This is a genomic window from Arthrobacter sp. HS15c (assembly GCF_040812005.1).
Taxonomy (GTDB): domain Bacteria; phylum Actinomycetota; class Actinomycetes; order Actinomycetales; family Micrococcaceae; genus Arthrobacter.
The window spans coordinates 193,355-215,523 of the sequence record NZ_JBFOHM010000006.1; the positions used below are offsets into that span (position 1 = coordinate 193,355).

Annotated in this window: 21 protein-coding genes, 1 tRNA gene and 1 other RNA gene; 8 read left to right on the plus strand and 15 right to left on the minus strand. The window is 66.6% G+C overall.

The annotated features are described in order from the left end of the window. Positions 1-9: 9 nt before the first annotated feature. Positions 10-106, minus strand: an RNA gene (ffs, locus tag ABV518_RS11795) — signal recognition particle sRNA small type. Positions 107-172: 66 nt separating this feature from the next. Beyond that, complete coding sequence (locus ABV518_RS11800; protein ID WP_367767269.1) at positions 173-499, minus strand: hypothetical protein; 327 nt, start codon at positions 497-499, stop codon at positions 173-175. 290 nt (positions 500-789) lie between these two features. On the opposite strand from ABV518_RS11800, the gene ABV518_RS11805 reads away from it, so the two are divergent. After that, positions 790-877 (plus strand) — tRNA-Ser (locus ABV518_RS11805). A gap of 54 nt (positions 878-931) precedes the next feature. Here the strand turns inward: ABV518_RS11805 and ABV518_RS11810 are convergent. Further along, positions 932-1,849: an oxygenase MpaB family protein gene (locus ABV518_RS11810; protein ID WP_367767270.1), complete on the minus strand. Its 918-nt coding sequence runs from the start codon at positions 1,847-1,849 to the stop codon at positions 932-934. A 169-nt stretch (positions 1,850-2,018) separates the two neighbouring features. Here ABV518_RS11810 and ABV518_RS11815 point away from each other — a divergent pair, with 169 nt between their 5' ends. From ABV518_RS11815 to ABV518_RS11825, 3 genes are all read left to right on the plus strand, one after another. Continuing rightward, on the plus strand, positions 2,019-3,356 hold the full coding sequence (locus tag ABV518_RS11815) for a M23 family metallopeptidase (protein WP_367767271.1): 1,338 nt from the start codon (positions 2,019-2,021) through the stop codon (positions 3,354-3,356). Between the two features lie 88 nt (positions 3,357-3,444). Beyond that, a complete protein-coding gene (locus tag ABV518_RS11820; protein WP_367767272.1) occupies positions 3,445-3,972 on the plus strand; it encodes a glutathione peroxidase in 528 nt (175 codons plus the stop codon). A 125-nt stretch (positions 3,973-4,097) separates the two neighbouring features. Further along, positions 4,098-5,027 (plus strand): phosphodiesterase, encoded by a 930-nt coding sequence (locus ABV518_RS11825; protein WP_367767273.1) that lies wholly within the window; start codon positions 4,098-4,100, stop codon positions 5,025-5,027. A 48-nt stretch (positions 5,028-5,075) separates the two neighbouring features. On the opposite strand, the gene ABV518_RS11830 is transcribed toward ABV518_RS11825, so the two are convergent. Together ABV518_RS11830 and ABV518_RS11835 are read right to left on the minus strand one after the other, a co-directional pair. Further along, positions 5,076-6,491 carry a stealth family protein gene (locus ABV518_RS11830; protein WP_367767418.1) on the minus strand — a complete coding sequence of 472 codons (1,416 nt, stop codon included), beginning with the start codon at positions 6,489-6,491 and terminating at the stop codon, positions 5,076-5,078. Positions 6,492-6,778: 287 nt separating this feature from the next. Then, positions 6,779-7,708 (minus strand): hypothetical protein, encoded by a 930-nt coding sequence (locus tag ABV518_RS11835; protein ID WP_367767274.1) that lies wholly within the window; start codon positions 7,706-7,708, stop codon positions 6,779-6,781. A 148-nt stretch (positions 7,709-7,856) separates the two neighbouring features. On the opposite strand from ABV518_RS11835, the gene ABV518_RS11840 reads away from it, so the two are divergent. Both ABV518_RS11840 and ABV518_RS11845 read left to right on the plus strand, forming a co-directional pair. Beyond that, positions 7,857-8,156 carry a type II toxin-antitoxin system VapB family antitoxin gene (locus ABV518_RS11840; protein WP_207307761.1) on the plus strand — a complete coding sequence of 100 codons (300 nt, stop codon included), beginning with the start codon at positions 7,857-7,859 and terminating at the stop codon, positions 8,154-8,156. Beyond that, a complete protein-coding gene (locus ABV518_RS11845; protein ID WP_367767275.1) occupies positions 8,149-8,820 on the plus strand; it encodes a LytR C-terminal domain-containing protein in 672 nt (223 codons plus the stop codon). The genes ABV518_RS11840 and ABV518_RS11845 overlap by 8 nt, the downstream gene beginning before the upstream one ends. 32 nt (positions 8,821-8,852) lie before the next feature. Here ABV518_RS11845 and ABV518_RS11850 read toward each other — a convergent pair whose 3' ends face one another. The 7 genes from ABV518_RS11850 to ABV518_RS11880 form a co-directional block, all read right to left on the minus strand. After that, on the minus strand, positions 8,853-9,503 hold the full coding sequence (locus ABV518_RS11850) for a TetR/AcrR family transcriptional regulator (RefSeq protein WP_367767276.1): 651 nt from the start codon (positions 9,501-9,503) through the stop codon (positions 8,853-8,855). Between the two features lie 62 nt (positions 9,504-9,565). Continuing rightward, the gene (locus tag ABV518_RS11855; protein ID WP_367767277.1) at positions 9,566-10,273 is read right to left on the minus strand and encodes a DsbA family oxidoreductase; all 708 of its coding nucleotides are present in this window, start codon (positions 10,271-10,273) and stop codon (positions 9,566-9,568) included. Positions 10,274-10,373: 100 nt separating this feature from the next. Continuing rightward, positions 10,374-10,904 carry an N-acetyltransferase family protein gene (locus tag ABV518_RS11860; RefSeq protein WP_367767278.1) on the minus strand — a complete coding sequence of 177 codons (531 nt, stop codon included), beginning with the start codon at positions 10,902-10,904 and terminating at the stop codon, positions 10,374-10,376. 17 nt (positions 10,905-10,921) lie between these two features. Beyond that, positions 10,922-11,917, minus strand: a complete 996-nt coding sequence (locus tag ABV518_RS11865) for a sugar phosphate isomerase/epimerase family protein (protein ID WP_367767279.1) — start codon at positions 11,915-11,917, stop codon at positions 10,922-10,924. A gap of 1 nt (position 11,918) precedes the next feature. Then, entirely contained in the window at positions 11,919-13,109 is a 1,191-nt protein-coding gene (locus tag ABV518_RS11870; RefSeq protein WP_367767280.1) for a Gfo/Idh/MocA family protein, read from the minus strand. A gap of 10 nt (positions 13,110-13,119) precedes the next feature. Beyond that, positions 13,120-14,238, minus strand: a complete 1,119-nt coding sequence (locus ABV518_RS11875) for a Gfo/Idh/MocA family protein (protein WP_367767281.1) — start codon at positions 14,236-14,238, stop codon at positions 13,120-13,122. Beyond that, positions 14,235-14,996, minus strand: coding sequence for a sugar phosphate isomerase/epimerase family protein (locus tag ABV518_RS11880; protein ID WP_367767283.1), 762 nt, complete (start codon positions 14,994-14,996; stop codon positions 14,235-14,237). The genes ABV518_RS11875 and ABV518_RS11880 overlap by 4 nt, the downstream gene beginning before the upstream one ends. Before the next feature lie 134 nt (positions 14,997-15,130). On the opposite strand from ABV518_RS11880, the gene ABV518_RS11885 reads away from it, so the two are divergent. Beyond that, on the plus strand, positions 15,131-16,342 hold the full coding sequence (locus ABV518_RS11885; protein WP_367767284.1) for an ROK family transcriptional regulator: 1,212 nt from the start codon (positions 15,131-15,133) through the stop codon (positions 16,340-16,342). A 31-nt stretch (positions 16,343-16,373) separates the two neighbouring features. Here the strand turns inward: ABV518_RS11885 and ABV518_RS11890 are convergent, their stop codons facing one another. Beyond that, positions 16,374-17,333, minus strand: a complete 960-nt coding sequence (locus tag ABV518_RS11890) for a D-2-hydroxyacid dehydrogenase family protein (protein ID WP_367767286.1) — start codon at positions 17,331-17,333, stop codon at positions 16,374-16,376. A 148-nt stretch (positions 17,334-17,481) separates the two neighbouring features. On the opposite strand from ABV518_RS11890, the gene ABV518_RS11895 reads away from it, so the two are divergent. Next, complete coding sequence (locus ABV518_RS11895) at positions 17,482-18,678, plus strand: CynX/NimT family MFS transporter (protein ID WP_367767287.1); 1,197 nt, start codon at positions 17,482-17,484, stop codon at positions 18,676-18,678. A gap of 194 nt (positions 18,679-18,872) precedes the next feature. Here the strand turns inward: ABV518_RS11895 and aceB are convergent, their stop codons facing one another. Beyond that, positions 18,873-20,525: a malate synthase A gene (gene aceB, locus ABV518_RS11900; RefSeq protein WP_367767288.1), complete on the minus strand. Its 1,653-nt coding sequence runs from the start codon at positions 20,523-20,525 to the stop codon at positions 18,873-18,875. Positions 20,526-20,746: 221 nt separating this feature from the next. Then, complete coding sequence (gene aceA, locus ABV518_RS11905; protein WP_367767289.1) at positions 20,747-22,063, minus strand: isocitrate lyase; 1,317 nt, start codon at positions 22,061-22,063, stop codon at positions 20,747-20,749. Positions 22,064-22,169: the final 106 nt, after the last annotated feature.

Here is a 22,169-nt window from a genome sequence, read left to right on the forward strand (position 1 = left end):
TGGGGGAATAGTAAAGACCCCCCATGCACCCGCCAGAGCCCGTCTACCCTTGCTACCTTCCGGTCCTGGGGGAGTTCAACAGGATGACGCCACATGAGGGGCCGCAGATAAGTTTACCCGAAGATTTGAGGAGGTTGGCACGCGGCGGTGACCGCCCCGGCACCCCGTTGGTTTACCCGCGCCAGCCGTCCACGCGCCAGCTCATGAACGCGGGCTCCTCGTAGGGGTGGGCGGCGCGCAGGGCCAGCACTACGGCGTCCAGCAGATCCTCCCCGACCACGCATTCGATCCTGTCCTCGGCCACCTCCGTGGCCCGGTTCACGGCCCCGATGAAGGGAGCCGCCCCGTCCAGCGCTGTGAAACGCCCGGTTCCGGCGGTGACGAACGAGCAGTGCGAATAGTTGCCGATCCGGCCGGCCCCGGCGTCGCCGATGGCGGCGAGGACTGCCTGCGTGTGGGTTCGGGGAACGTAGGCCACGAGTGTGTGCAGCTGTGTCATGGCTTCATCGTCCCAAAACCGCCGGATTAAGCGGGAGGTAACGGGGGCGCTTTTCATTGCTAATCCGGCGGGCAGGCCTGATCATGGGTATGTACACCGATTGGGGCAATCTCAAGGTTGTGAGCTGCAGGGCCTGGCTGGAGGGCCGGACCCGGCAGCTCAACGGTGTTCCGGAGGAATGGACGCATTGGGGGCGTCCATTTTGACGTTAACGGCACCCTCCTGAGGCCAATTGGGCGTTGCTGAAAAGTTCAGGTAGTCTAGTATCTGCTTTTGATTCAGAAGCAGCTGGAGAATTCGCCTAGCGGCCTATGGCGCACGCCTGGAACGCGTGTTGGGTTAACGCCCTCGGGGGTTCAAATCCCCCATTCTCCGCCAGCCAGAAACCCGGTCCTGACCTTGTCAGGGCCGGGTTTTTGCATTCCATCCCGGTCAGAACGGAATATGCCCAAGCCTGCGGAGCCGCTGCCGGGCCGCCTGCTCACTTGGCCCCGGGCCGCGGCCAAGGGCGAGATGCACGACGCCGAGAGTCACCCTGGTTGCCAGCCTCACCGGGAGGGGAAACGGGCCAATCCTCGGCGTCCGGAGTCCCAGCATCCGGCGGTACTTCGGCTCAAGGCTGTAGACGGCGGCAGCGAAAATGATCCGGTAGCCCGGTCGCAACAGCGGGTGCAGGGGAGGGTTGCGGATAAATTCGACTGTCTCGGCGACCCTGCTGTCCGCCAGGAGCTCCCCGCTGTCGTACCAACGGTCCAGCTGCCGGCGCATGTCGGCTTCGGTGAGCGGCGAATCCTGTACGCCCATCAGCAGCCCGGCCTGGGCCCACTCGCGGACGTAGGCGTCCGGGCCGCCGGGGATGGGGCCGCCCCAGATTTTGTGGGCTGTGAGGAAAGCGTCCACGAAGGCCAGATGGACCCAGCGGGCCGCCTCCGGATCATTGGCCGAGTACCTCCGTTCGGTGCCGCGCCCGTCACTGTAGCTTCCGTGGACGGGCTCGTGCAGCCGGCGCACCCGGGCGGAGGCTTCGTCGGCGTCGGCCCTTGACCCGTACGTGACGGTGAAGATCCACCGGATGGTGCGCGCCAGGCGGCGGAGCGGATCCTCGCGGAAGTCGGAGTGTTCAAGGATTCCCGCCAGCGCAGCGGGGTGCAGCGCCTGCATCAGCAGCGCCCGGATCCCGGCCACGATCGGCGTCATGGAACCGTGCACCGCCCAGACGGCCGAGCCTGGCAGGTGATAGCCGGCGTCGTTCCCCTCTGCCAGCCGCGGCACCCAGCCGGGCAGCACGTCAGGGCTCCCCGTGAAGACGCGTTTGAGTTCGCCCTGCCATTCCCGGAGGAGATTGCGCATAAGACCATTGTTGCCCACGCCCGGCTTGCAGCGGACACCCCACGCAGATCCACATAATGTCCGCAGTGGTGCTGATCCGGGGTTCACAGGCCCCCGGCTTTGTGGTCCCATGGGAGGGTAAGTCCGTCCGGAGACCTGGGGTCTGACGGGCCAACCCGGGAGTCAACTAGTGGGCAATCATTGGGGAGCCGGCCGCGACAAGGAGCCTGCCGGCGCCTGCGCGGCAGCCGTTCGCGCACTGGCCGTGACCGGCGTTGCCGCCACGGCCTTTTTTGCCTTGGGATTCCCCGGAACTTCCGCGCAGCCGGCCGCACCCGCGTCACCTGCCGGGAGTGTCAGCCTTCCCGGCCTGGCCGGCGGCTTCCTGACGGACAGCCGGGCGCTGGTCCCGTTCAGCCGGACGATCGTCACCGCAGTCGCCAAGGACGGGCACGCCCAGCTCAACGTCGCCTCCGCCGAGCTTAAGCGCCCGCCGGAAGGGTCACTGATGGCACCCCTGGAAGTGCTGAGGCCCAGCTCGCCGTTCGGATACCGGATCAGCCCCCTCTCCGGCGCTACAGGGGACTTCCATCTCGGCCAGGACTATGCCGCGGCCTGCGGCACCAGGGTATATTCGGCCGACTCCGGCGTGGTGCGGGCCGCCGGCTGGCACCCGTGGGGCGGCGGGAACCGGGTGGAAATCGACCACGGCAACGGCCTGATCACCACGTACAACCATTTGGAGGCCATCGCCGTCCGGGCGGGTGACTCCGTGCAGGTGGGCCAGGTCATCGCCCGGGTGGGCACCACCGGCTGGTCCACCGGCTGCCACCTGCATTTCGAAACCATCCTCCACGGCAAGCACACCAGCCCCCTGAATTGGACGCTGCTCGCCATCCGCCAGGTGGACAAGCTGAAGGACCTGGTGATGGTCAGTTACGACGGCACGGCCCCGGATGCGTCGGCGGCGCAGCGCTGGGCCATCCCGGTGGCTACAGACAACAGCCACGCCGTCCTGAACGGCGAAGCGGAACTGTCCCAAGCGCCGGAGCCCGCTGTCCCAACTCCCCCCACTCCAGGGACGGACCCAACTGGAGCGCCGTCGTCGGACCCCACGGCATCCCCGACGGCATCCCCGACCGCGACACCGACGGCAACGCCGACCGTATCCGCGACGGCATCGCCTTCACCGACGTCCGCGTCGCCCACCGCAACCCCCTCGCCGACGGGCACCCCCACAGCTGAACCCACGACCGCGTCGCCGACTACCACGCCCACCCCCACGCCGACGCAGACCGGCACGTCGCCGACGCCCGTGCCGACCGGGACGTCACCGACGCCGACGGCGACAACACCAACGACGTCCCCATCGCCCTCCCAGTTGCTGACATCGCCGTCCTTGCCAACCCTGACAACCTCCGCGGTGCCCGAGCCGGCGCCAACTTTCACCGAATCCACGACGGCAACGTCCACGGCAACACCCACGGCGACGGGGCCCACCCCCACGGCGGCGGAGCCCACGCCCTAAGGACTGACAGAAAACTCCCAGACTGCACCCGTACCCTTGATGGTTGGCAACGAATCACCTGCATAACCAACCTTTCAAGGACGGCGCTGTGACCAATCTGTACACGATCCCGCTCACGCTCAACGACGGCACCGCGACCGACTTCGGCCGGTTCAGCGGAAACGTGGTGTTGGTGGTGAACGTGGCGTCGAACTGCGGGTTCACGCCCCAGTACACCGGACTGGAGACGCTGTACGAGAAGTTCCGGGACCGGGGCTTCGAAGTCCTTGGAGTGCCGTGCAACCAGTTCGCCGGCCAGGAACCCGGCAGCGACAGCGAGATCGCCGAGTTCTGCGAGCGCAATTTCGGCGTGACCTTCCCGCTCACCGCCAAGGCCAACGTGCGGGGCAAGGACCAGCATCCGCTGTATGCGGAGCTGACCAAGTTCAAGGCCGGCGTGCTGCCGGGGCTCGTGAAATGGAACTTCGAGAAGTTCCTCGTGAACCGCGCGGGTGAGGTGGTGGCACGCTTCGCCCCAACCGTCGAACCCGACTCCGCAGAAGTCATTGATGCCATCGAATCGGCATTGGCGGCGCCTGCCGGTCCAGCCGGTCAAATTGGGTTTTCCGGCCAATAAAAACTTTTACCTTTTTCCAACTTGGCCGCGGCAATTTACCCAAAATTTGCCGATTATCTGGTTTGATAAAGGTTACTGAAGGGTAGAAGGGAAACGCCGTTTCCCACCGACCAACAGAGGCAGCAATGGAGCACATCGAGGCCGAACACCCCCGGCCACGCCACTTCCTTCTCCACCTGAGCGACCCCCATATGATGGGGGGTCCTGATCCCCTTTATGGCGCTGTAGACAGCGAAGCCAGGCTCATCCAGCTTTTCGAAGAAGTCAGGGCGTCCGGGGCCCGGCCCGAGGCCGTGATCTTCACGGGTGACCTCGCCGACCAGGGAGATCCCGACGCCTACGCAAAATTGCGGGCCATCGTGGAACCTGCCTGCGAAGACATGGGCGCCAAAGTCATCTGGGCCATGGGCAATCACGACAACCGCGCCAACTTCCGGACCGGGCTCCTTGATGAGCCCGCCAATGACGCTCCCGTGGACCGCAGCTACTTCATCAATGGCCTGCGCGTGATCACCCTGGACACCTCCGTTCCCGGGTACCATCACGGCGAACTGAGCCAGGCGCAGCTTGAATGGCTGGCCAGGGAACTGGAAACTCCTGCTCCCGACGGCACCATCCTGGCGCTCCACCACCCGCCGGTCCCGTCCGTCCTGGACCTGGCAGTGCTGGTGGAACTCCGCGACCAGGCCAAACTGGAGGACGTTGTCCGCAACTCGGATGTCCGGACGATTCTCGCCGGGCACCTGCACTACTCAACCACCGCGAGTTTCGGCGGAATTCCGGTCTCCGTGGCTTCCGCGACGTGCTACACCCAGGACCTCAACGTGGCCGTGGGCGGTACCCGTGGCCGCGACGGCGGCCAGGCATTCAACCTGGTCCACGTCTACGAGCACACCATTGTCCACTCCGTGGTCCCGCTGGGCAGCGCACCCACCGTAGGGGAGTACGTGGCACCTGAGGAGAGCGCCGAGCGGCTCGCCGCTGCAGGCATCCGGATCCCCGAGAAGGCCAAGACCGTTGCGGCCGCCAAAGTCGGCCTGGGGTCCAGCATCTAGCCGGACCGCGCCGCTCAGGCCCTGCAGGGCTTCAGATCCTGCAGGGCCTCAGATCTCCCAGGGCGCCTTGATGGGGTAATACTTCTCCAGGAACCCGGTCACCAGCTGTGCCCGCTCGTCGGCGGGGACTTCCGGGAAGCTGCCGTCGTTGAGGCAGAAGAAGTCCATGTTCCGCTTGGCCAGCAGCTTGGGAAGGTAGTTCACCCCTGCCCGGGCGGTGGTGTCCACATACCGCACCTTGGCGGCCGTCTGGGTCACTGCCCGGCCGGTCAGCAGCGCGTAATAGTGGTAGAAGGAATTCGTCACGGAGATGTTGTCCGCGGCGCGGAACCTGCTGGCCGCCGTCTTGCGGAACTCCTCCGGGAACTCACGCTCCATCCGGGATACCACGCTGCGCCGCAGTGGCGCTGCCGTGTGTTCCAGGTGGCGGGTGGTGATCCGGCCGAAGCGGTTCCACAGCAGCTTCCGGTTCACGCGTGCGGCGTTCTCGAAGCCGCTGCGTTCGGCAGCGTTGTCGCCCAGCCCGATCCGGGTCTCGGCTTCAATGAACTTAGTGATGCCTCCGGGAGTGAAGAACATGTCCGGTCCGACGGGCCGTCCGAAGAACATGTCGTCATTGGAGTAGAGGAAGTGCTCTGAGAGTCCCTCGATGTTGTGGAGCTGGCATTCCACGGCCTGCGAGTTGTGCGTGGGCAGCACCGATGGATCGGAGAAGAATTCCTCGCTCCGGACAATGGTTACGGACGGGTGCTCGGCGAGCCACTCGGGCGCGGGGGAGTCGGTGGCGATGAAGATGCGGCGGATCCAAGGCGCGAACATGTAGACCGAGCGCAGGGCGTACTTCAGTTCGTTGATCTGCCGGAACCGGGCTTCGTGGTCGTCGCCTTCGCCCAGAACCACGCCCTGCTGCTGGGCGCGGCGGGCAGCGATGTACTCGGGCGAGCTGCCGTCAACCCAGGAGAACACCAGATCGATATCGAAGCTGATGTCGCTGGCGTGGTCAGCAAACATGTTTTCGATGGTGGGCCAGGTGTGCCCGTACCGTTCAACAGTTCCCCGGACGGCGTCCTGCGTCAGCATGGTGCGGCGCGTGAGGGAATTTTCGATGGGCAGGATCAGCTGGTCGCCCTCGAAGCTCCACAGCTCCAGCTGGACGCCCGCCGAGGACCCGAATTCGAAGCCGCCGTCCGGCTCAACGCGCGGACGGTACAGACGGAAGATGCGTGCCTGGCGGTTGGGCGAGAGCTCGCCGTCGGCCACAAGGACCGAGGACTTCTTCTTCGCATCCACGGTCATGGAATAGACGGGCTCGTTGCGGCAGGCTTCAACGAGCGCAGCCCGCAGCTTTTTCCGGTCCTTCCAGTCCAGAGCGATGACCGGGCGGTCGCTGTTGCCGCGGACCAGTAGGTAGTCGAGGCCGGCACCTGCGAGCACGTTGCGCAGGAAGAGCAGGTCCTCCACCATTGCCTGGTACGGCGTCCGGTTGTGGTTGATCAGGGCAAACCTGCCCTTGTGCCTGACAACATCCGGACGGTGTTTCAGGCGCGCCTCAGCAGCAGGCGAAGTCACCTCCGCATGGGCACCTGCCTCTACGGACGCCTGGCCGCCATAGTAAATTTCGTCCTGAACCGGTGTTTCTGTAATGGTTTTCTCCGCAGCTGAATGGTAAGCGTTCCTACTTGCATAATAGCCCTGCCGTTGAAACAGCAGGTTCGATCCGCCGTACCGGGACACATCCGCCCGGCAGGGACTCAGCTGCCCAGTGCCTCGCGCCAGCTGCGCAGGAACGCTCCGCCGGCGTCGTCGTGGATCACTTCGTCCCCCAGGCCAAGGTCCGCTGCCGTCAAGACGGGGTAGGGCTTCTGCGGAACTCCGTCCGCAGGGCGGACATCCACGTGCTTCACTTCGTGATCGTTGTGGTGCAGCCAGTCTGCCATGGCGTAGTCGGTGCGGGAATCCCCCACCGTCCGCCAGGCCTGCGGCGTGATGCCCTGGGCGGCCAGGAGTTCAACCGCGCGGCTTGCCCCGAGGTCCTTGCCCAGCCGGACCGACTCGATGTCCGTGGAGATGATAGTGGGGTCCACGCGGTAGTCCACCTCGTCGTCGGAATTCGGCGCGTGGTGGTCCAGCCGGACCACGCCCAGGCCGTGGCGGGCCATCAGGCCCATGGCGTCGGCGTCGAAGAGCTTCTGCTCGGCCAGGTAGTCGGTGCTGGCCACCTCGATGTGCTGTTCCACGGACACCATGGCCCGCTTGGTTTCGTCGAAGAACATGTGTGCCGAGTAGTCCTCGGCAACCAGCCGGCGGACGTCGTCGCCGTAGGCGGCCGGAACAGCCAGTTCATGGTCCACGTGGATGGGGCCGGGGCCGGCGGCGGTGTAGCTGAACCAGACGGCCCCCTTCTCGCAGACGGCGTGGATGACGGTCCCGGCCGGGATCCCTGCGGCGATCATCGGTTCCATGACCTGTTCCCGGATGAAGGCGTCGGAGCGGCCGGTGTTAAAGATGACGGGAATTCCGGCGGTGGCCAGCGCAACCAGGTCGGCGATGATCCCGGGCTGCACGTCCCGGGTAACGGGGCTCGCCACCGGGCCGTCGACGTCGAGCAGGAGGGCCAGGGGCGGGGCGGACGGCAGGCGGACGCCTGGCGCGTTGCCGGCAGGGAATTCGGTTGCAGTCATGGCTCCATTGTGTCAGCAGGGCGCTCCGTGGCCCGCGACGGCGGCTGAAGATCACCGCATGTGACACATGGTCACTGTTTGGCTACAACCTTGGGATGGCGCGGTGCAGGCACTTCTCATGGGCTGCCAACGTGCCTAGGGTGGCATGGTGATATTCAAAGCTGTGGGCGAGGGACGCCCTTACCCCGACCATGGTTTCAACACGCCCAAAGAGTGGGCGTCGCTCCCGCCCCGGCCCGTCCGCCTCGACGAGCTGGTGACCACCAAGCGGACCCTGGACCTGGAAGCCCTCCTGGCCGAAGACTCCACGTTCTTTGGCGACCTGTTCCCGCATGTTGTGCAGTACAAGGGGATTCTGTACCTGGAGGACGGCCTGCACCGTGCCGTCCGCACCGCCCTGCACCAGCGCACCGCCATCCACGCCCGCGTGCTGGTCATAGATGGCTAGGAAACCCAAGGACGCCAGCGTCCTTCACGGCCACCACGTTGTCACCGGCCCCGAACTGCGGGCAACCTTTGAAGCGGCGGGCGATCCCGACAATCCTGTCCGGCTGCGCCGCCGCGTGGTGCACGGAGTGGTGCTGGTCGTCCTGCTGGGCCTCATCGTGGCCGCGATCATCGTTGCACTGGCCATCATGAGCGGCCAGCTGAAGTTTCCGACGACGGACGCCAGCGACGAACCGGCCGCCGTCTGTCCCACGGCCACCTTCGACTACACCCCCAACGACCAGATCAACCTCAACGTCTACAACTCCACCAGCCGGCCGGGCCTGGCCAGGTCGGTGGCGGACGAGTTCCTCGCACGCAAGTTCGTGGTGGGCGCCGTTGCAAACACCGACGCCGCGTACCGGGGTGTTGCAGCGGTGGTGTCCGGGGCCGCCGGACAGTCTGCGGCGTTCAGCGTCCAGCGCAACCTGCCGGGGTCGGACTACTTCCAGGACGGCCGGACGGATGCCAGCGTGGACGTGATCCTGGCCGGGGACTACGCGGCCCTCGCCGCGCCGGAACTTGTGGACCAGACGCCCGGCCAGCTCAGCTGTCCGCGCGAAAGCCGCCGGATCGCCGACGACGACAAATGGCCGGTCATCCCGACGGCGGGCGCCACGCCCTGACCTTCAACCGCGGCGCCTTGGGTGCCGAGGGCTCAGCCGGCCACGGCGGGGAGGGGGCTGACGCGCACGGGCTGGCCGGCGTCGTCGAACTGTGCGCCGGCACCGAGCTGGATGAAGCGCACCGTGCGGGAGATCCGCGCTTCGAGTTCCGCCGGCTCGTCGCTTCCGCGGGCCGCACTGGAAGACAGTGTCCCGTGGATCAGCTGTGCCTGCTGTCCGATGTCCGCGGCCGGGAGGTAGCCCTGGTCCATGCCGTCACGGAGGATTCCCTGCAGCAGGACGCTGAGCTCACCCACGTGGTCCGCCAGTTTGGCAAAGGACGACGGCGACAGCACCGCAGCCATCGCCGGGCCCGGGGGCAGGTGGCGGCGGGAGAGGTCCTCCACCTGGGCGCGCACGTACAGCGCAAGCCGCTCCACCGGGTTGTCCAGCCTGCCCAGTGACTCGCGCAGTTCGGAGAGGAACCGCTCGGTCTCGTCCAGTGCGTAGGAGATCAGGAGTTCTTCGATGTCGGCGTAATAGTTGTAGACCGCCGTGCGCCCGACACCGGCATGCCTGGCGACGTCGGTCATGGTCAGGCCGGGCAGGCCATGGGTAAACAGCAGCTCGCCGAACGCCGTGAGGACACGGCGCTGGGTCTCTGCGCGTTGCGCGGCATTGCTGGCCGCCGAAATCCTGGGCATGCAGACACTTTACCGCGATCTGTCAGTAAAACGCGTGCGCGCGCGGCTGACATGCCACCGAATCAGACGGCGCAGCCGTCCGGGCCGCAGGCTTCGCCGTCGGCGGCGTTGACAAGGACCAGCGGGTGCGTCTCCTGCCAGGCCTGGTTCAGGGCGGCGGTAAAAGTTTCGGACGGCTGCGCTCCCGAAAGCCCGAACTTCCGGTCGATCACGAAGAACGGGACGCCGCTGATCCCGAGGGCGCGGGCTTCCTCGAAGTCGAAGCGGACGGCATCGGCATACTTGTCGGTGGAAAACAGTTCGCCCACCTCGGCAGCGTCGAGGCCGAGGTCCTTGCCGAGGCCGGTGAGATACTCCTGGCTGCCGATGTCCTGGCCGTGCTCGAAGTGGTCGCTGAGCAGCCGCTCCTTGGCGGCATCCTGCTGTCCGTACGCGGCGGCAAGGTGGATCAGGCGGTGGGCGGTGAAGCTGTTGGCCACCACGATTTTGTCGAAACGGTAGTCCAGGCCTTCGCCCTTGGCCTGCGCGGCAACGTGCTCGAACATCTGGGTGACCTGCTGCGGCGCCATTCCCTTGCGCGTGCTCAGGTAGTCCAGTTCGGTGCCGTCGTAGTGTTCGGGAAGGCTGGGATCCAGCTGGTAGCTGCGCCACTGCACCTCGACGGAATCGCGGTGCGGGAATTCTGCCAGGGCGGCCTCGAACCGGCGCTTGCCGATGTAGCACCACGGGCACGCAACGTCTGACCAGATCTCAATCTTCATGCTTGCCACAACCCGGCCCGCCCCAAGGCCATTCCCCGCCAGCGTGTTGGCTTGGTCACCATTTAAGCGCGAACGTACGTTCGCACTGGGTGGGGTCCGGGCCGGGTGGTCAGACGGGGCGCTCCAGGACGAAGTCGTGTTCCACCGTGGTTCCAAGCCGGAAGGACTTTGAGCCGACCTTCCTGAACCCTGATTTCTCGTAGAAACGGATGGCCCGCGCGTTCTGGCTGTTCACACCCAGCCAGATCCCGGCCCCACCGGCCGCCGCGGCAGACTCTAGGCTCACGTGCATCAGCTCAGCCGCGGCGCCCAGCCCGTGATGCTCCGGGTGGACGTAGCACTTGCTCAGTTCCACCGAGGGCAGCAGCGTCAAGGCCGAGGCCACGTCAGGGTCCTGGGCCGGCCTATTAACCAGCAGGCTGTAGCCGCGAAGATCGCCGTCCGCGTCGATCACCAGGACGGTGACATCCGGGTCAGCCAGATAGCCCTGAAAATGCTTTTCGCTGAGCGTGTTGGCAAGGTGCGCGGCGATGTCCTCCGGCGACGACGACGGCGGGCACGCCAGCGGGAAGGTGACGGCCGCCAGCGCGGCGAGCCGGCCGGCGTCGTGCGCTGTTGCTTTACGGATGGTGGAGGTCATGCAGGGATTCTATTTGGCTACTGCTTGAAGGCCGCGTCGAAGGAGGTGTTCGAGGCGGGGAAGTCGAACTTCTTCAGCGCGGCGAGGGCTTCGGGGGCGCCGTGGAGGCGGTCCATGCCGGCGTCTTCCCATTCGACGGAGATGGGTCCGTTGTAGCCGATTGCGGTAAGGGCGCGGAAGGAGGATTCCCAGGGGACGTCGCCGCGGCCGGCGGAGACGAAGTCCCAGCCCCGGCGCGGGTCGCCCCAGGGCAGGTGCGAGCCCATGACGGTGTTGCGGCCGGTGGGGCGGAGCTTCGTGTCCTTGCAGTCCACGTGGTAGATCCGGTCCTTGAAGTCCCAGATGAAGGACACGGGGTCGATGCCTTGCCACATGAAGTGGGAGGGGTCCCAATTCAGGCCGAACGCTTCCCGGTGGCCGATCGCTTCGAGGGTGCGGACGGTGGTCCAGTAGTCGTAGGCGATCTCACTGGGGTGGACTTCGTGGGCGAAGCGGACCCCGTATTCGTCGAAGACGTCCAGGATGGGGTTCCAGCGGTCCGCGAAGTCCTGGTAGCCGGCGTCGATGACTTTTTCCGGGACGGGCGGGAACATGGCCACGTACTGCCAGATCGAGGAGCCGGTAAACCCGACGACGGTGTCCACGCCGAGTGCTTTGGCGAGCCGGGCGGTGTGTTTCATTTCCTCGGCGGCGCGGGTGCGGACGCCTTCGGGGTCGCCGTCGCCCCAGACCTTGGTCCCGACGATCGCCTCGTGGCGGAAGTCGATGGGATCATCGCAGACGGCCTGGCCCTTGAGGTGGTTGGAGATGGCCCAGACCTTGAGGTTGTATTTGTTCAGGACGGCGAGTTTGGACTCGACGTAGCCGGGTTCGTCCCAGCGCCAGGCGTCCAGGTGGTCACCGGACACGGCGATTTCCAGGCCGTCGTAGCCCCAGCCGGAGGCAAGGCGGGCGACTTCCTCGAAGGGGAGGTCGGCCCACTGGCCGGTGAACAGGGTGTAGGGGCGGGGCATGTCAGGCTCCTTCTGGGACGGTAACGGGCGTAGTGCCGGTGCTGGCTTCGAGGTGGATAGTGGAGCTTTTCGCGGCGGCGGATTCCTCGATGGCGGTCAGGATCCGCTGGACCTCCAGGCCGTCTTCGAACGACGGCGAGGGATCGGTTCCGGCGTCGACCGCGAGCAGGAAGTCGCGGATCTCGTGCGTGAACGTGTGCTCCCAGCCGATGATGTGGCCCTGCGGCCACCAGGCGTCCAGGTAGGGGTGGTCGGGTTCGCTGACCAGGATCCGGCGGTAGCCCTGCTCCCGGGCGGGTGCGGTGGCGTCCAGGAAGCGGAGTTCGTTCAGGTTTTCCAGGTCGAAGAGGATGGAGCCCTTGTCGCCGTAGATTTCCAGTTGGAGGGAGTTTTTCCGCCCCGTGGCCACCCGGGAGGCCTCGACAGAGGCGATCGCGCCGGAGGCGAGGGACAGCGTGGCCCAGGCTGCGTCGTCGACCGTGACGTCTTCCAGGCCGGTGGCGCCTGGGCGGCGGGTGGTGAAGGTGTGGGTCCGGCCCGAGACCTCGGTGACGCGGTCCCCGAGCAGGAACAGGACCTGGTCGATCGCGTGCGAGGCGATGTCCCCGAGTGCCCCTGACCCGGCTGTTTCCTTGGTCAGGCGCCAGGTCATGGGGGCGGTTTCGTCGGCGAGCCAGTCCTGCAGATATGCGGCGCGGACGTGCCGGACGGTTCCCACCCGGCCTTCGGCGATGAGGTCCCGGGCCAGGGCCAGGGCGGGGACGCGGCGGTAGTTGAAGCCCACCATCGACTGCACACCCCTGGCCCGGGCCGCCTGCGCGGCTTCGGTCATGGCTTCGGCTTCGGCCAGGGTATTGGCCAGCGGTTTCTCGAGCAGCACGTGCTTGCCGGCTTCGAGGGCCGCGGTGGCGATCTCGGCGTGCATCCAGCCCGGCGCGCAGATATCCACGATGTGGATGTCGTCCCGGTCCAGGACGGTGCGCCAGTCCGTGGCGGTCTCCGCCCAGCCGTACTTCGCCGCAGCTTCCTGGACGCCGGCGGCATTGCGGCCCACCAGGACCTTCTGCTCAAAGGGAGGCACGTCGAAGTAGGACGCAACGTTCCGCCACGCGTTGGAGTGGGCCTTGCCCATAAACGCATAGCCGATCATCGCCACGCCCAAGGGGCGCTGGCTGTTTGTTGGTGAGGTCATGATCGTTTTCCTAGAGCGTGGCGGTTTCGGGTGCCCAGTCCTCGGGGAGGGCCGGGGACGCGGGTGCGGAGCTTGCGACGTCCACAAACGTGCCGGAATCCACGGACTCGGAGATCGAGACCATGCTGTCCAGGACGTGGTAGGCCAAGTTGCCGGTGGCGCGGTGCGGGACGCCGGCGCGGATGGACCGGGCCATGTCCAGGACGCCCATGCCGCGGCCGTTGGCCGGTCCGGTGGCGGGAATGGTGGTCCAGTCCTCGTCGCCTGCCCGCCAGAGCTTCAAGTCGCCGTCGAAGTTGTTGGGGTCCGGCAGCGAGAGGGTGGCTTCGGTTCCGGTGATCTCCACGAAGCCCATCCGGGAGCGGGGGGATTCGAAGGAGAACACGCTGTGGGACGAGGCGCCGTTCTCGAACTGGGCCATCGCGGAGACGTGGGTGGGCACCTCGACGGTGAACTCCTCGCCGGCCTTGGGTCCGGAGCCGATGACGCGGACGTCCTTGGCCTTTGACCCGACGGCGGCGACCCTGCGGATGGAGCCGAAGGTCTGGATCAGTGCGGTGAGGTAATAGGGGCCCATATCGAACAGGGGGCCGGCGCCGTGCTGGAAGAGGAACGCGGGGTTGGGGTGCCAGGATTCCGGACCAGGGGTCTGGAATGTGGTCATGGCGGTCAGCGGTGTGCCGATGTCGCCGCGTTCGATGATCCGGCGGGCGGTCTGCAGGCCGGCGCCCAGGAAGGTGTCCGGTGCGGTGCCGAGGCGGATCCCGGCGGCGTCGGCGGTCTTGAGCAGGCCGAGCCCTGATTCGCGGTCCAGGGAGAAGGGCTTCTCGGTCCAGACGTGCTTGCCGGCGTTGACGGCGGCCGTGGCCACCTCCACGTGGGCGGCCGGGATGGTCAGGTTGACGATGATTTCGACGTCGGGATGGTTCAGGGCCGCGTCGACGCCGCCCCACTGGGCGATGCCGTATTCCTTGGCGCGTGCTTCGGCGGCTTCCTCGAAGAGGTCGGCGATGACGTGGACCTTGAGGTCCGGGAAGGTGGTGAGGTTGTCCAGGTACGCCTTGGAGATGTTGCCTGCGCCGATGACGGCGACGCCGACCGGGCCGGTGCCGGGGGTTGCCGGGCTCATGCCTTCGCGCCTTCGGTTGCTGCCGCGGCGTCGGCTGCGTTCAGGTAGGCGAGGCTCTCGGCGATGCCTTCGAAGATGTCCCCGGAGTAGTCGTCGAACTCGACTACTCCGACTTCGAGGGATTTCGCGGCGGCGACAACGTCCAGGACTGCTACCTGGCCTTTGCCTGCCGGGAGCTGGGCTTTGGTGTCCGTGTTGAGCGGGCCGTCCTTGATGTGGATGAGCTTCACCCGGTCGCCGAGTTTGGTGAGGATGTCCACGGGGTCCTGGCCGCCGACGGCCACCCAGTAGGTGTCCACCTCGACGACGAGTTCGGGGTCGAGGAGGTCCGCGAAGTACTCCAGGGCGGTGCGGCCCTCAATGGTGGACTCCAGCTCCCAGGCGTGGTTGTGGTAGCCCACGCGGATGCCATATTCGGCGCCCTTCTTGGCCGCGGAATTGAGCGCTGCGGCGGTGGCCTGGATCTCTTCAGCGGATTGCCAGCGGTCGGCCGCGATGAACGGGTCGATCACCGTGGTGATGCCCAACTCCTTTGCGGCGGCGAAGATTTCGTCCTGGTCCTGGCTGAGCAGCGGGGCGTGTCCGGACGGCGCGGTGAGGCCGTTTTCCTTCAGCGCGGCACCGAGCTCCTTGGCCGTGGCCACGAAGTTGTAGGGCTCCACCTGGGTGAAACCGATCTCCGCGACCTTGCGGATGGTGCCGGGCAGATCTTCCTGGATGGCGTTGCGCAGGGTGTAGAGCTGGATCGAGTAAGTCATGGGTTCTCCTGAGCTGAAGAGGGTTTCCACTAAAGCTAGAACTACTTTTGACGAGCGTCAAGCAAAAGTTAGATGTTTGTCGGCAGTCTTTCTTCAGCGTGACACGCAGAAGCGTGGTGTGTTATTCATAATCCATGACCCTCACCCCCGGAACTACGCCCGCCAACCCTGACAGCGGTGGCGGCCTGGCGCGCGCCGGGGACCTGTTCCAGCTCCTGCGGGACGGCCAGGCGCGGACCCGCGCGGAACTGGCCCTGACAACCGGGCTGGCGCGTTCCACCGTTGCCGCACGCATCGACGCCCTGATCGCGTCCGGCCTGGTGGGCGCGGCGGGGGAGGCGAACTCAAGCGGCGGCAGGCCGCCGTCGCGCTTTGCCTTCAACCCGGCCGCGCGCGCCGTCCTGGCTGTCGACGTCGGGGCCACCCACGTGATTGTTGCCGTGACTGATCTCAGCGGACGGGTCCTGGCGGAGCACCGGCTGGCGCAGGACGTGGCCGACGGACCGGAAACGGTGCTGGACAGAGTGGTGCAGGAAGGCCTCGCGCTGCTCGATCAGGCCGGCCGGGGCCCGCAGGATCTTGCCGGTGTGGGAATCGGCCTGCCCGGTCCGGTGGAACATGCCACCGGCAGGCCCGTGAAGCCCCCCATCATGCCGGGCTGGGACGGGTTCGACGTCGTCCGTTACGTACAGCGCTCGCTGCCGGTGCCGGTGCTGGTGGACAACGACGTCAACATCATGGCGCTGGGGGAGCGGACGGCGCACTGGCCGGACCACCAGAATTTCCTGTTCATCAAGGTTGCGACCGGCATCGGCTCGGGCATCATCAGCAACGGGGAGCTGCAGCGCGGGGCCAACGGAACGGCAGGCGACCTTGGCCACGTCCGGGTTCCACGCGGCGACGACGTGCTGTGCCGCTGCGGGAACTACGGCTGCCTCGAAGCGCTGGCTTCCGGGCCGGCCCTGGCAGCGGAACTTACGCGCCAGGGTGTGCCGGCTGCGAAAGGCAGCGACATGCTGAGGCTGGTTGCCAGCGGGAACGGGCCGGCGGTCCAGGCCCTGCGCCAGGCGGGACGGGACGTGGGCGATGTGCTGGCCACCGTGGTGAACCTGCTCAACCCGTCCGTCATCGTCATCGGCGGAAGCCTGGGCCAGGCGGGCGAACACCTGATGGCAGGCGTCCGTGAGGTCGTGTACCGGCGGTCCCTGCCGCTGGCCACCTCACACCTGCGGATAGCACTGACGGTGGCCGGAGACCAGGCCGCCATCCTCGGCGCCAGCCAGCTGGTCACCCAGTATGTGCTCTCTCCGGCAGCAATTGAGGCCACACTCCAAGGCACAGGCTAGTTCCTTGGGGGTGGTTCCCGGGCCGCAGGTCCTAGGGGGTGATCACCCGGACGGGCGCCCCGGCCAGCCACGCCCTGACGTCCTCGAACGCTCCGCCGTAGAACTGCCGGTAGCTTTCCGTCGTCACGTAACCCAGGTGCGGGGACAGCACAGTGTTGGGCGCCGTCAGGAGCGGGTGGCCAGCGGGAAGTGGCTCATGGTCGAAGACGTCCAGGGCAGCCCCGCGGATCCACCCCTCGTCCAGCGCACGGACCAGCGCATCCTGGTCAACCAGCGGCCCGCGGGCAGTGTTCACCAGGATGCCTTCAGGGCCAAGCAGCCGCAGCTCGGGTTCGCCTACTATTCCCTCGGAACGGGGCGACAGCCGCAGATGGAGGGTGGCGACGTCGGAATTCCTGAACAGTTCCTCCTTGCCGACCTTCCGGACACCGGCCTCGGCGGCGGCCTCAGCGGTGAGGTTCTGGCTCCAGGCGACCACCTCCATCCCAAAGGCCTGGCCGTAGGTGGCGATCTTCCGGCCGATCTTGCCGAGCCCCACAATGCCCAGGGTCTTGCCGGCGAGCTCAAAGCCCACCGTTGTCTGCCACGTGCCTGCCCGCAGCGAGTTTTCCTCGGCGGGGATGTGGCGGGCGGCGGCAAGCAGCAGTGCCCACGTCATTTCCGGTGCTGCGGCAGGGGACCCGGCGGTGCCGCAGACGGTAATGCCCAGTTCGGCGGCAGCACCGACGTCGATCGAGGCATTCGCCATGCCCGTGGTGACCAGCAGCTTCAGGGCAGGCAGCTTCTCCAGCACCGAACGCGGAAACGGTGTCCGCTCCCGCATGGCGATGACCATCCCGACGTCTGCGAGGGCAGCCACCAGGGCGTCTTCGCCGGTGAACGGTTCACGGAAGACCGTGACGGAGACGCCGTGGTCCTCGAGCGCGGCCCAGTCGGCGAAGCCGTGGGCCACACCCTGGTAGTCGTCCAGGATGGCAAGCCGGTGCTGCATGTCTGTTACCTTCGTCCCATTCTTGGCGCGTTCCCCTCGGGGGCTAGGGCCTATCGTAGCTTTGGTGCTTCCGGCCGCGGACGGCCGGGTCGCGCGGCGTGATAGCAATGGAAGTGATGAAATCACTTTTGATGCCAACGGGCACACCATGAGCGGCCGGCTTTTGGCCAAGGTTCCGAGCGCGTGGATCCTGCTTGCCTGCATCGGCCTGCTCGCGCTCAACTTGCGGGGTCCGTTTGTGGCGGTCGCCCCCGTTGTGGACATCATGCAGGTCGAACTGGGCTTCTCCCCGGTGATGCTGGGGCTCCTGACGAGCATCCCGGTGCTGTGCTTCTCGCTGTCCGCGCCGCTGGCCTCCCTGGCTGCGCGCAGGCTCGGGGCGGAGTTCGCCGTCACGCTCACCATTCTTGGCGTTTTCGCCGGGGTGGTTGTCCGCTCGGCGGGTGGGCCTGCCCTTGTCGTGGCGGGGACCGTCCTGATCGGGCTCGCCATCACCGTGGGAAACATTGCGGTTCCGCTGATCATCCGGCGCGACTTTTCACCGCTGCGCCAGGGGACCGCCATGGGCGTGTACACGGCTGCGCTGAACATCGGCTCGTTCCTGACATCGGTGGTCACCGCTCCGCTGGCCGAGCTGGCCGGCTGGCGGACCGCGCTCGCGGCCGTGGGAATCCTGGCAGTGGCGGCGATCGCCTTCTGGACCGCCGCCGTCGGGGTCCGCAGCGCCTTTGTGCCGACAAACGTGGAAGTGGCGGGCGGCCAGGAGCGGCCCGCAGTCAAGGGCTCCGGCTGGATCACCGCGGGACTCACGGCCGGATTCGCGGGCCAGGCGTTCTCCTACTACGCCGTGACTGCCTGGCTTCCGAGCTACCTCAACGACGAACTGGGCATGTCCGCCTCGGCAGCCGGCGCCGGTTCGTCCATCTTCCAGATCCTGGCCATTGTGGGCGGCCTGGGCGTCCCGTTCGCGGCCAAATACTCCAGCACGACGGCGGTGGCGGTCACCCTGGGCGTGCTGTGGACGGCGGTGCCGGCCGGGTTGTTGCTGGCGCCTGGCCTGTGGTGGCTGTGGTCCGTCTGCGGCGGCATCGCCCAGGGCGGCGGAATTACGTTGATCTTCATCGCCATCATCAAGCTGGCCCGGGACCAGGCGTCCGCGGGCAGGATGTCCGCCATCGTCCAGGGCGTCGGTTACTGTTTCGCGGCGGTGGCCCCGCCGCTCGTGGGGTTCGTGCACGACACGTCTGATTCCTGGACTCCCGCGCTGCTGGTGGTCCTGGCGTCAGTCCTGACGTTCTTCCTCAGCACAACCCTCGCCGTGCGGCTTGTGCCGAAGGGCCGCTGACGCCGCCCGTCGTCGTCGTTCCCTCCTCCCGCACCCACACCACAGCGCGAACTGGCAGCTAATACCCTCAAACCTGAGTTTTGGGGTCGTTAGCTGCCAGTTCGCGCTGTGAAGGGTGTTCCGTCGCCGGGCGGGCCCCCGGATTTCGGGGTTCCTGTTGCGAAGGGTGTGCCTGCCCGGCGGACGGAAATCTGTTACGCCGCGGCGAGTTCCTCAGCGGTGGCCTTTTCACGGGCCTCCGTCAGATACCTCGCGTAGGCGGGGAGGGTCAGGAAGGACGGGAAATCCTGGGCGAGGGTGACTTCTTCGAAGATGTCGCGGGCGTCTTCGAAGCGGTCGCCGTCGAAGCGTTCGAGGCGTGCGAATTCTTCGTCGAGGAGTTCCTCGATCCAGTGGTGGGTGATGATTTCGCCGCGGTCGGTGATGGCGGACGCGTACATCCACTGCCAGATCTGGGAGCGGGAGATTTCCGCGGTGGCGGCGTCTTCCATGAGGTTGTGGATGGCGACGGCGCCGTTCCCGCGGAGCCAGGACTCGATGTAGCGGATGCCTACTTCGATGTTGTTCCGGATGCCCTGCTCGGTGATGGTGCCTTCGGTGGCGGCCACGTTGATCAGGGCGCGGTCATCGGGGATGACGTCCTCGCGGGTACGGTCCAGCTGGTTCGGACGCTCGCCCAGGATGGTGTCGAACACTTCGCGGCAGACCGGCACGAGGTCCGGGTGGGCCACCCAGGAACCGTCGAAGCCGTCGTTGGCCTCGCGGGTCTTGTCGGCGCGGACCTTTTCGAGCGCGTTGGTGTTGGCGGCTTCGTCCTTGCGGTTGGGGACGGCTGCGGCCATGCCGCCGATGGCCATGGCGCCGCGCTTGTGGCAGGCACGGACCAGCTGTTCGGTGTAGGCGCGCATGAACGGCTGCGTCATGGTCACCTGGGCGCGGTCCGGCAGGACGAACCGGGGGCCGCGGGTGCGGAAGTTCTTGATCAGGGAGAAGATGTAGTCCCAGCGGCCGGCGTTCAGGCCCGAGGCGTGGTCGCGCAGTTCGTAGAGGATCTCCTCCATTTCGAAGGCGGCGGTGATGGTCTCGATCAGCACGGTGGCGCGGATGGTGCCCTGCGGGATGCCGATCAGGTCCTGGGCGAGGATGAAGATGTCGTTCCAGAGCCGGGCTTCGAGGTGGGTTTCGATCTTGGGCAGGTAGAAGTACGGGCCTTTGCCCTGGGCCAGGAGGCGGCGGGCGTTGTGGAAGAAGAACAGGCCGAAGTCCACGATGCCGCCGGCCACCGGGGTGCCGTCGATGAGCATGTGCTTCTCGGGCAGGTGCCAGCCGCGGGGGCGGACCACGATGGTGGGCAGTTCCGCGGCCGGGCGGAGCCGGTATTCCTTGCCCTCTTCGGTGGTGAAGTCGATCCGGCGTTCGAGGGCGTCGGTGAGGTTCAGCTGGCCCTTGATGACGTTCCGCCAGGTCGGGGTGGAAGAGTCCTCCATGTCAGCGAGCCAGACCTTCGCGCCGGAGTTCAGGGCGTTGATGGTCATTTTCTTGTCCACCGGCCCGGTGATTTCCACCCGGCGGTCTTCCAGACCCGGCGCCGGCGGAGCGACCCGCCACGACGGATCATTGCGGATGTCCTCGGTCTCCTTCAGGAACCGCGGATCCTGGCCGCCGGCAATATCAGCCCGCCGCGTCCGCCTGGCCTGCAGCAGTTCCTGCCGGCGCTCGGCAGTGGCCCGGTGCAGCTTGGCCACGAACTCCAAAGCATCCGGAGTAAGAACCTCGTTCTGCCGGCAAATAGGCTGCGCAGTCAAAGTGATCCCGTTGATCGTGAAGTTGTCAGTGAAGCTGTTCATTTCGGTCTCCTTAAAGACGAAAAGGGAGTTCGACGGCGGGTGGCGGCACTGCGGTGACTGCGGCACTAGGCCGAAGGAGCCGGTATCGCGGCAGCGTGCGTAAAAGGGGCCCTGTGGCCGGCTTCGTCCTCGCTCAGCGAGGTAAGAAGCCGGCCATGGGGAATAGCACGCCGAGCGTTGCCGGTCCGAAGGCCGGAGGCAAGGCCCGCCGTCGTGAATGGTTAGTGGAACTGGCCTTCTTCGGTGGATCCCACCAGGGCCAGCGTGGATGCGTTCGGGTTGAGCGCAGTTGCGATGTCGTCGAAGTAGCCGGTGCCGACTTCGCGCTGGTGCTTGGTCGCGGTATAGCCGCGGGACTCGGAGGCGAATTCCTTTTCCTGGAGCTCGACGTAGGCGCTCATGCCTTCACGGGCGTAGCCGTGGGCGAGGTCGAACATCGAGTAGTTCAGGGCGTGGAAGCCGGCCAGGGTGATGAACTGGAACGTGAAGCCCATGGCGCCCAGTTCACGCTGGAACTTCGCGATGGTGGCGTCGTCCAGGTGCTTGCGCCAGTTGAACGAGGGCGAGCAGTTGTAGGAGAGCATCTGGTCCGGGAAGTCGGCCTTGACGGCCTCGGCGAACTTGCGGGCAAGCTCGAGGTCCGGGGTGCCCGTTTCCATCCAGATGAGGTCGGAGTACGGGGCGTAGGCCTTGGCGCGGGCGATGCAGGGTTCGATGCCGTTGCGGACCTTGTAGAAGCCTTCCGGGGTGCGTTCGCCGGTGACGAATTCCTTGTCGCGGGGATCGACGTCGGAGGTGATCAGGGTGGCGGCCTCGGCGTCGGTGCGGGCGATGACCACCGAGGGGGTGCCGGCGACGTCGGCGGCCAGGCGGGCTGCGTTCAGGGTCCGGACGTGCTGCTGGGTGGGGATGAGGACCTTGCCGCCGAGGTGGCCGCACTTCTTCTCCGAGGCGAGCTGGTCTTCCCAGTGCACGCCTGACGCGCCGGCCTGGATCATGGATTTCATGAGCTCGTAGGCGTTCAGGGGTCCGCCGAAGCCGGCCTCGGCGTCGGCAACGATCGGGACCATCCAGTCCTCAACGGTCTGGATGCCTTCGGAGAATTCGATCTGGTCGGCGCGGAGCAGTGCGTTGTTGATGCGGCGGACGACGGTGGGGACCGAGTTGGCCGGGTACAGCGACTGGTCCGGGTAGGTGTGGCCGGAGTTGTTGGCGTCCGCGGCAACCTGCCAGCCCGAAAGGTAGATGGCGCGCAGGCCCGCCTTGACCTGCTGCACGGCCTGGTTGCCGGTCAGGGCGCCCAGGGCGTTGGTGTACCCGCCGGTCTTGTGCTCCTCGGTCAGCTGCTTCCACAGCTTCTCCGATCCGCGGCGGGCCAGCGTGTGCTCTTCGGAGACACGGCCGCGGAGCCGGACGACGTCCGAGGCCTTGTAGTCGCGGGTCACACCTTCCCAGCGGGGATTGGCGGCCCACTCGAGCTCCAGGGCGGCGGCCTGCTCTTCGGGCGTCTGCTGGGTGGGCTCAAATGCTGCAGTCATCGTTGTCTCCTTGATTGAGCTCCGGGGCGGTAATCCGCCGGCCGGGGCTGCTTCCTTGCAGTCCCGGCCAGCTACCCCGGTGCGGTGTTTCTTTCCGTGATCACTA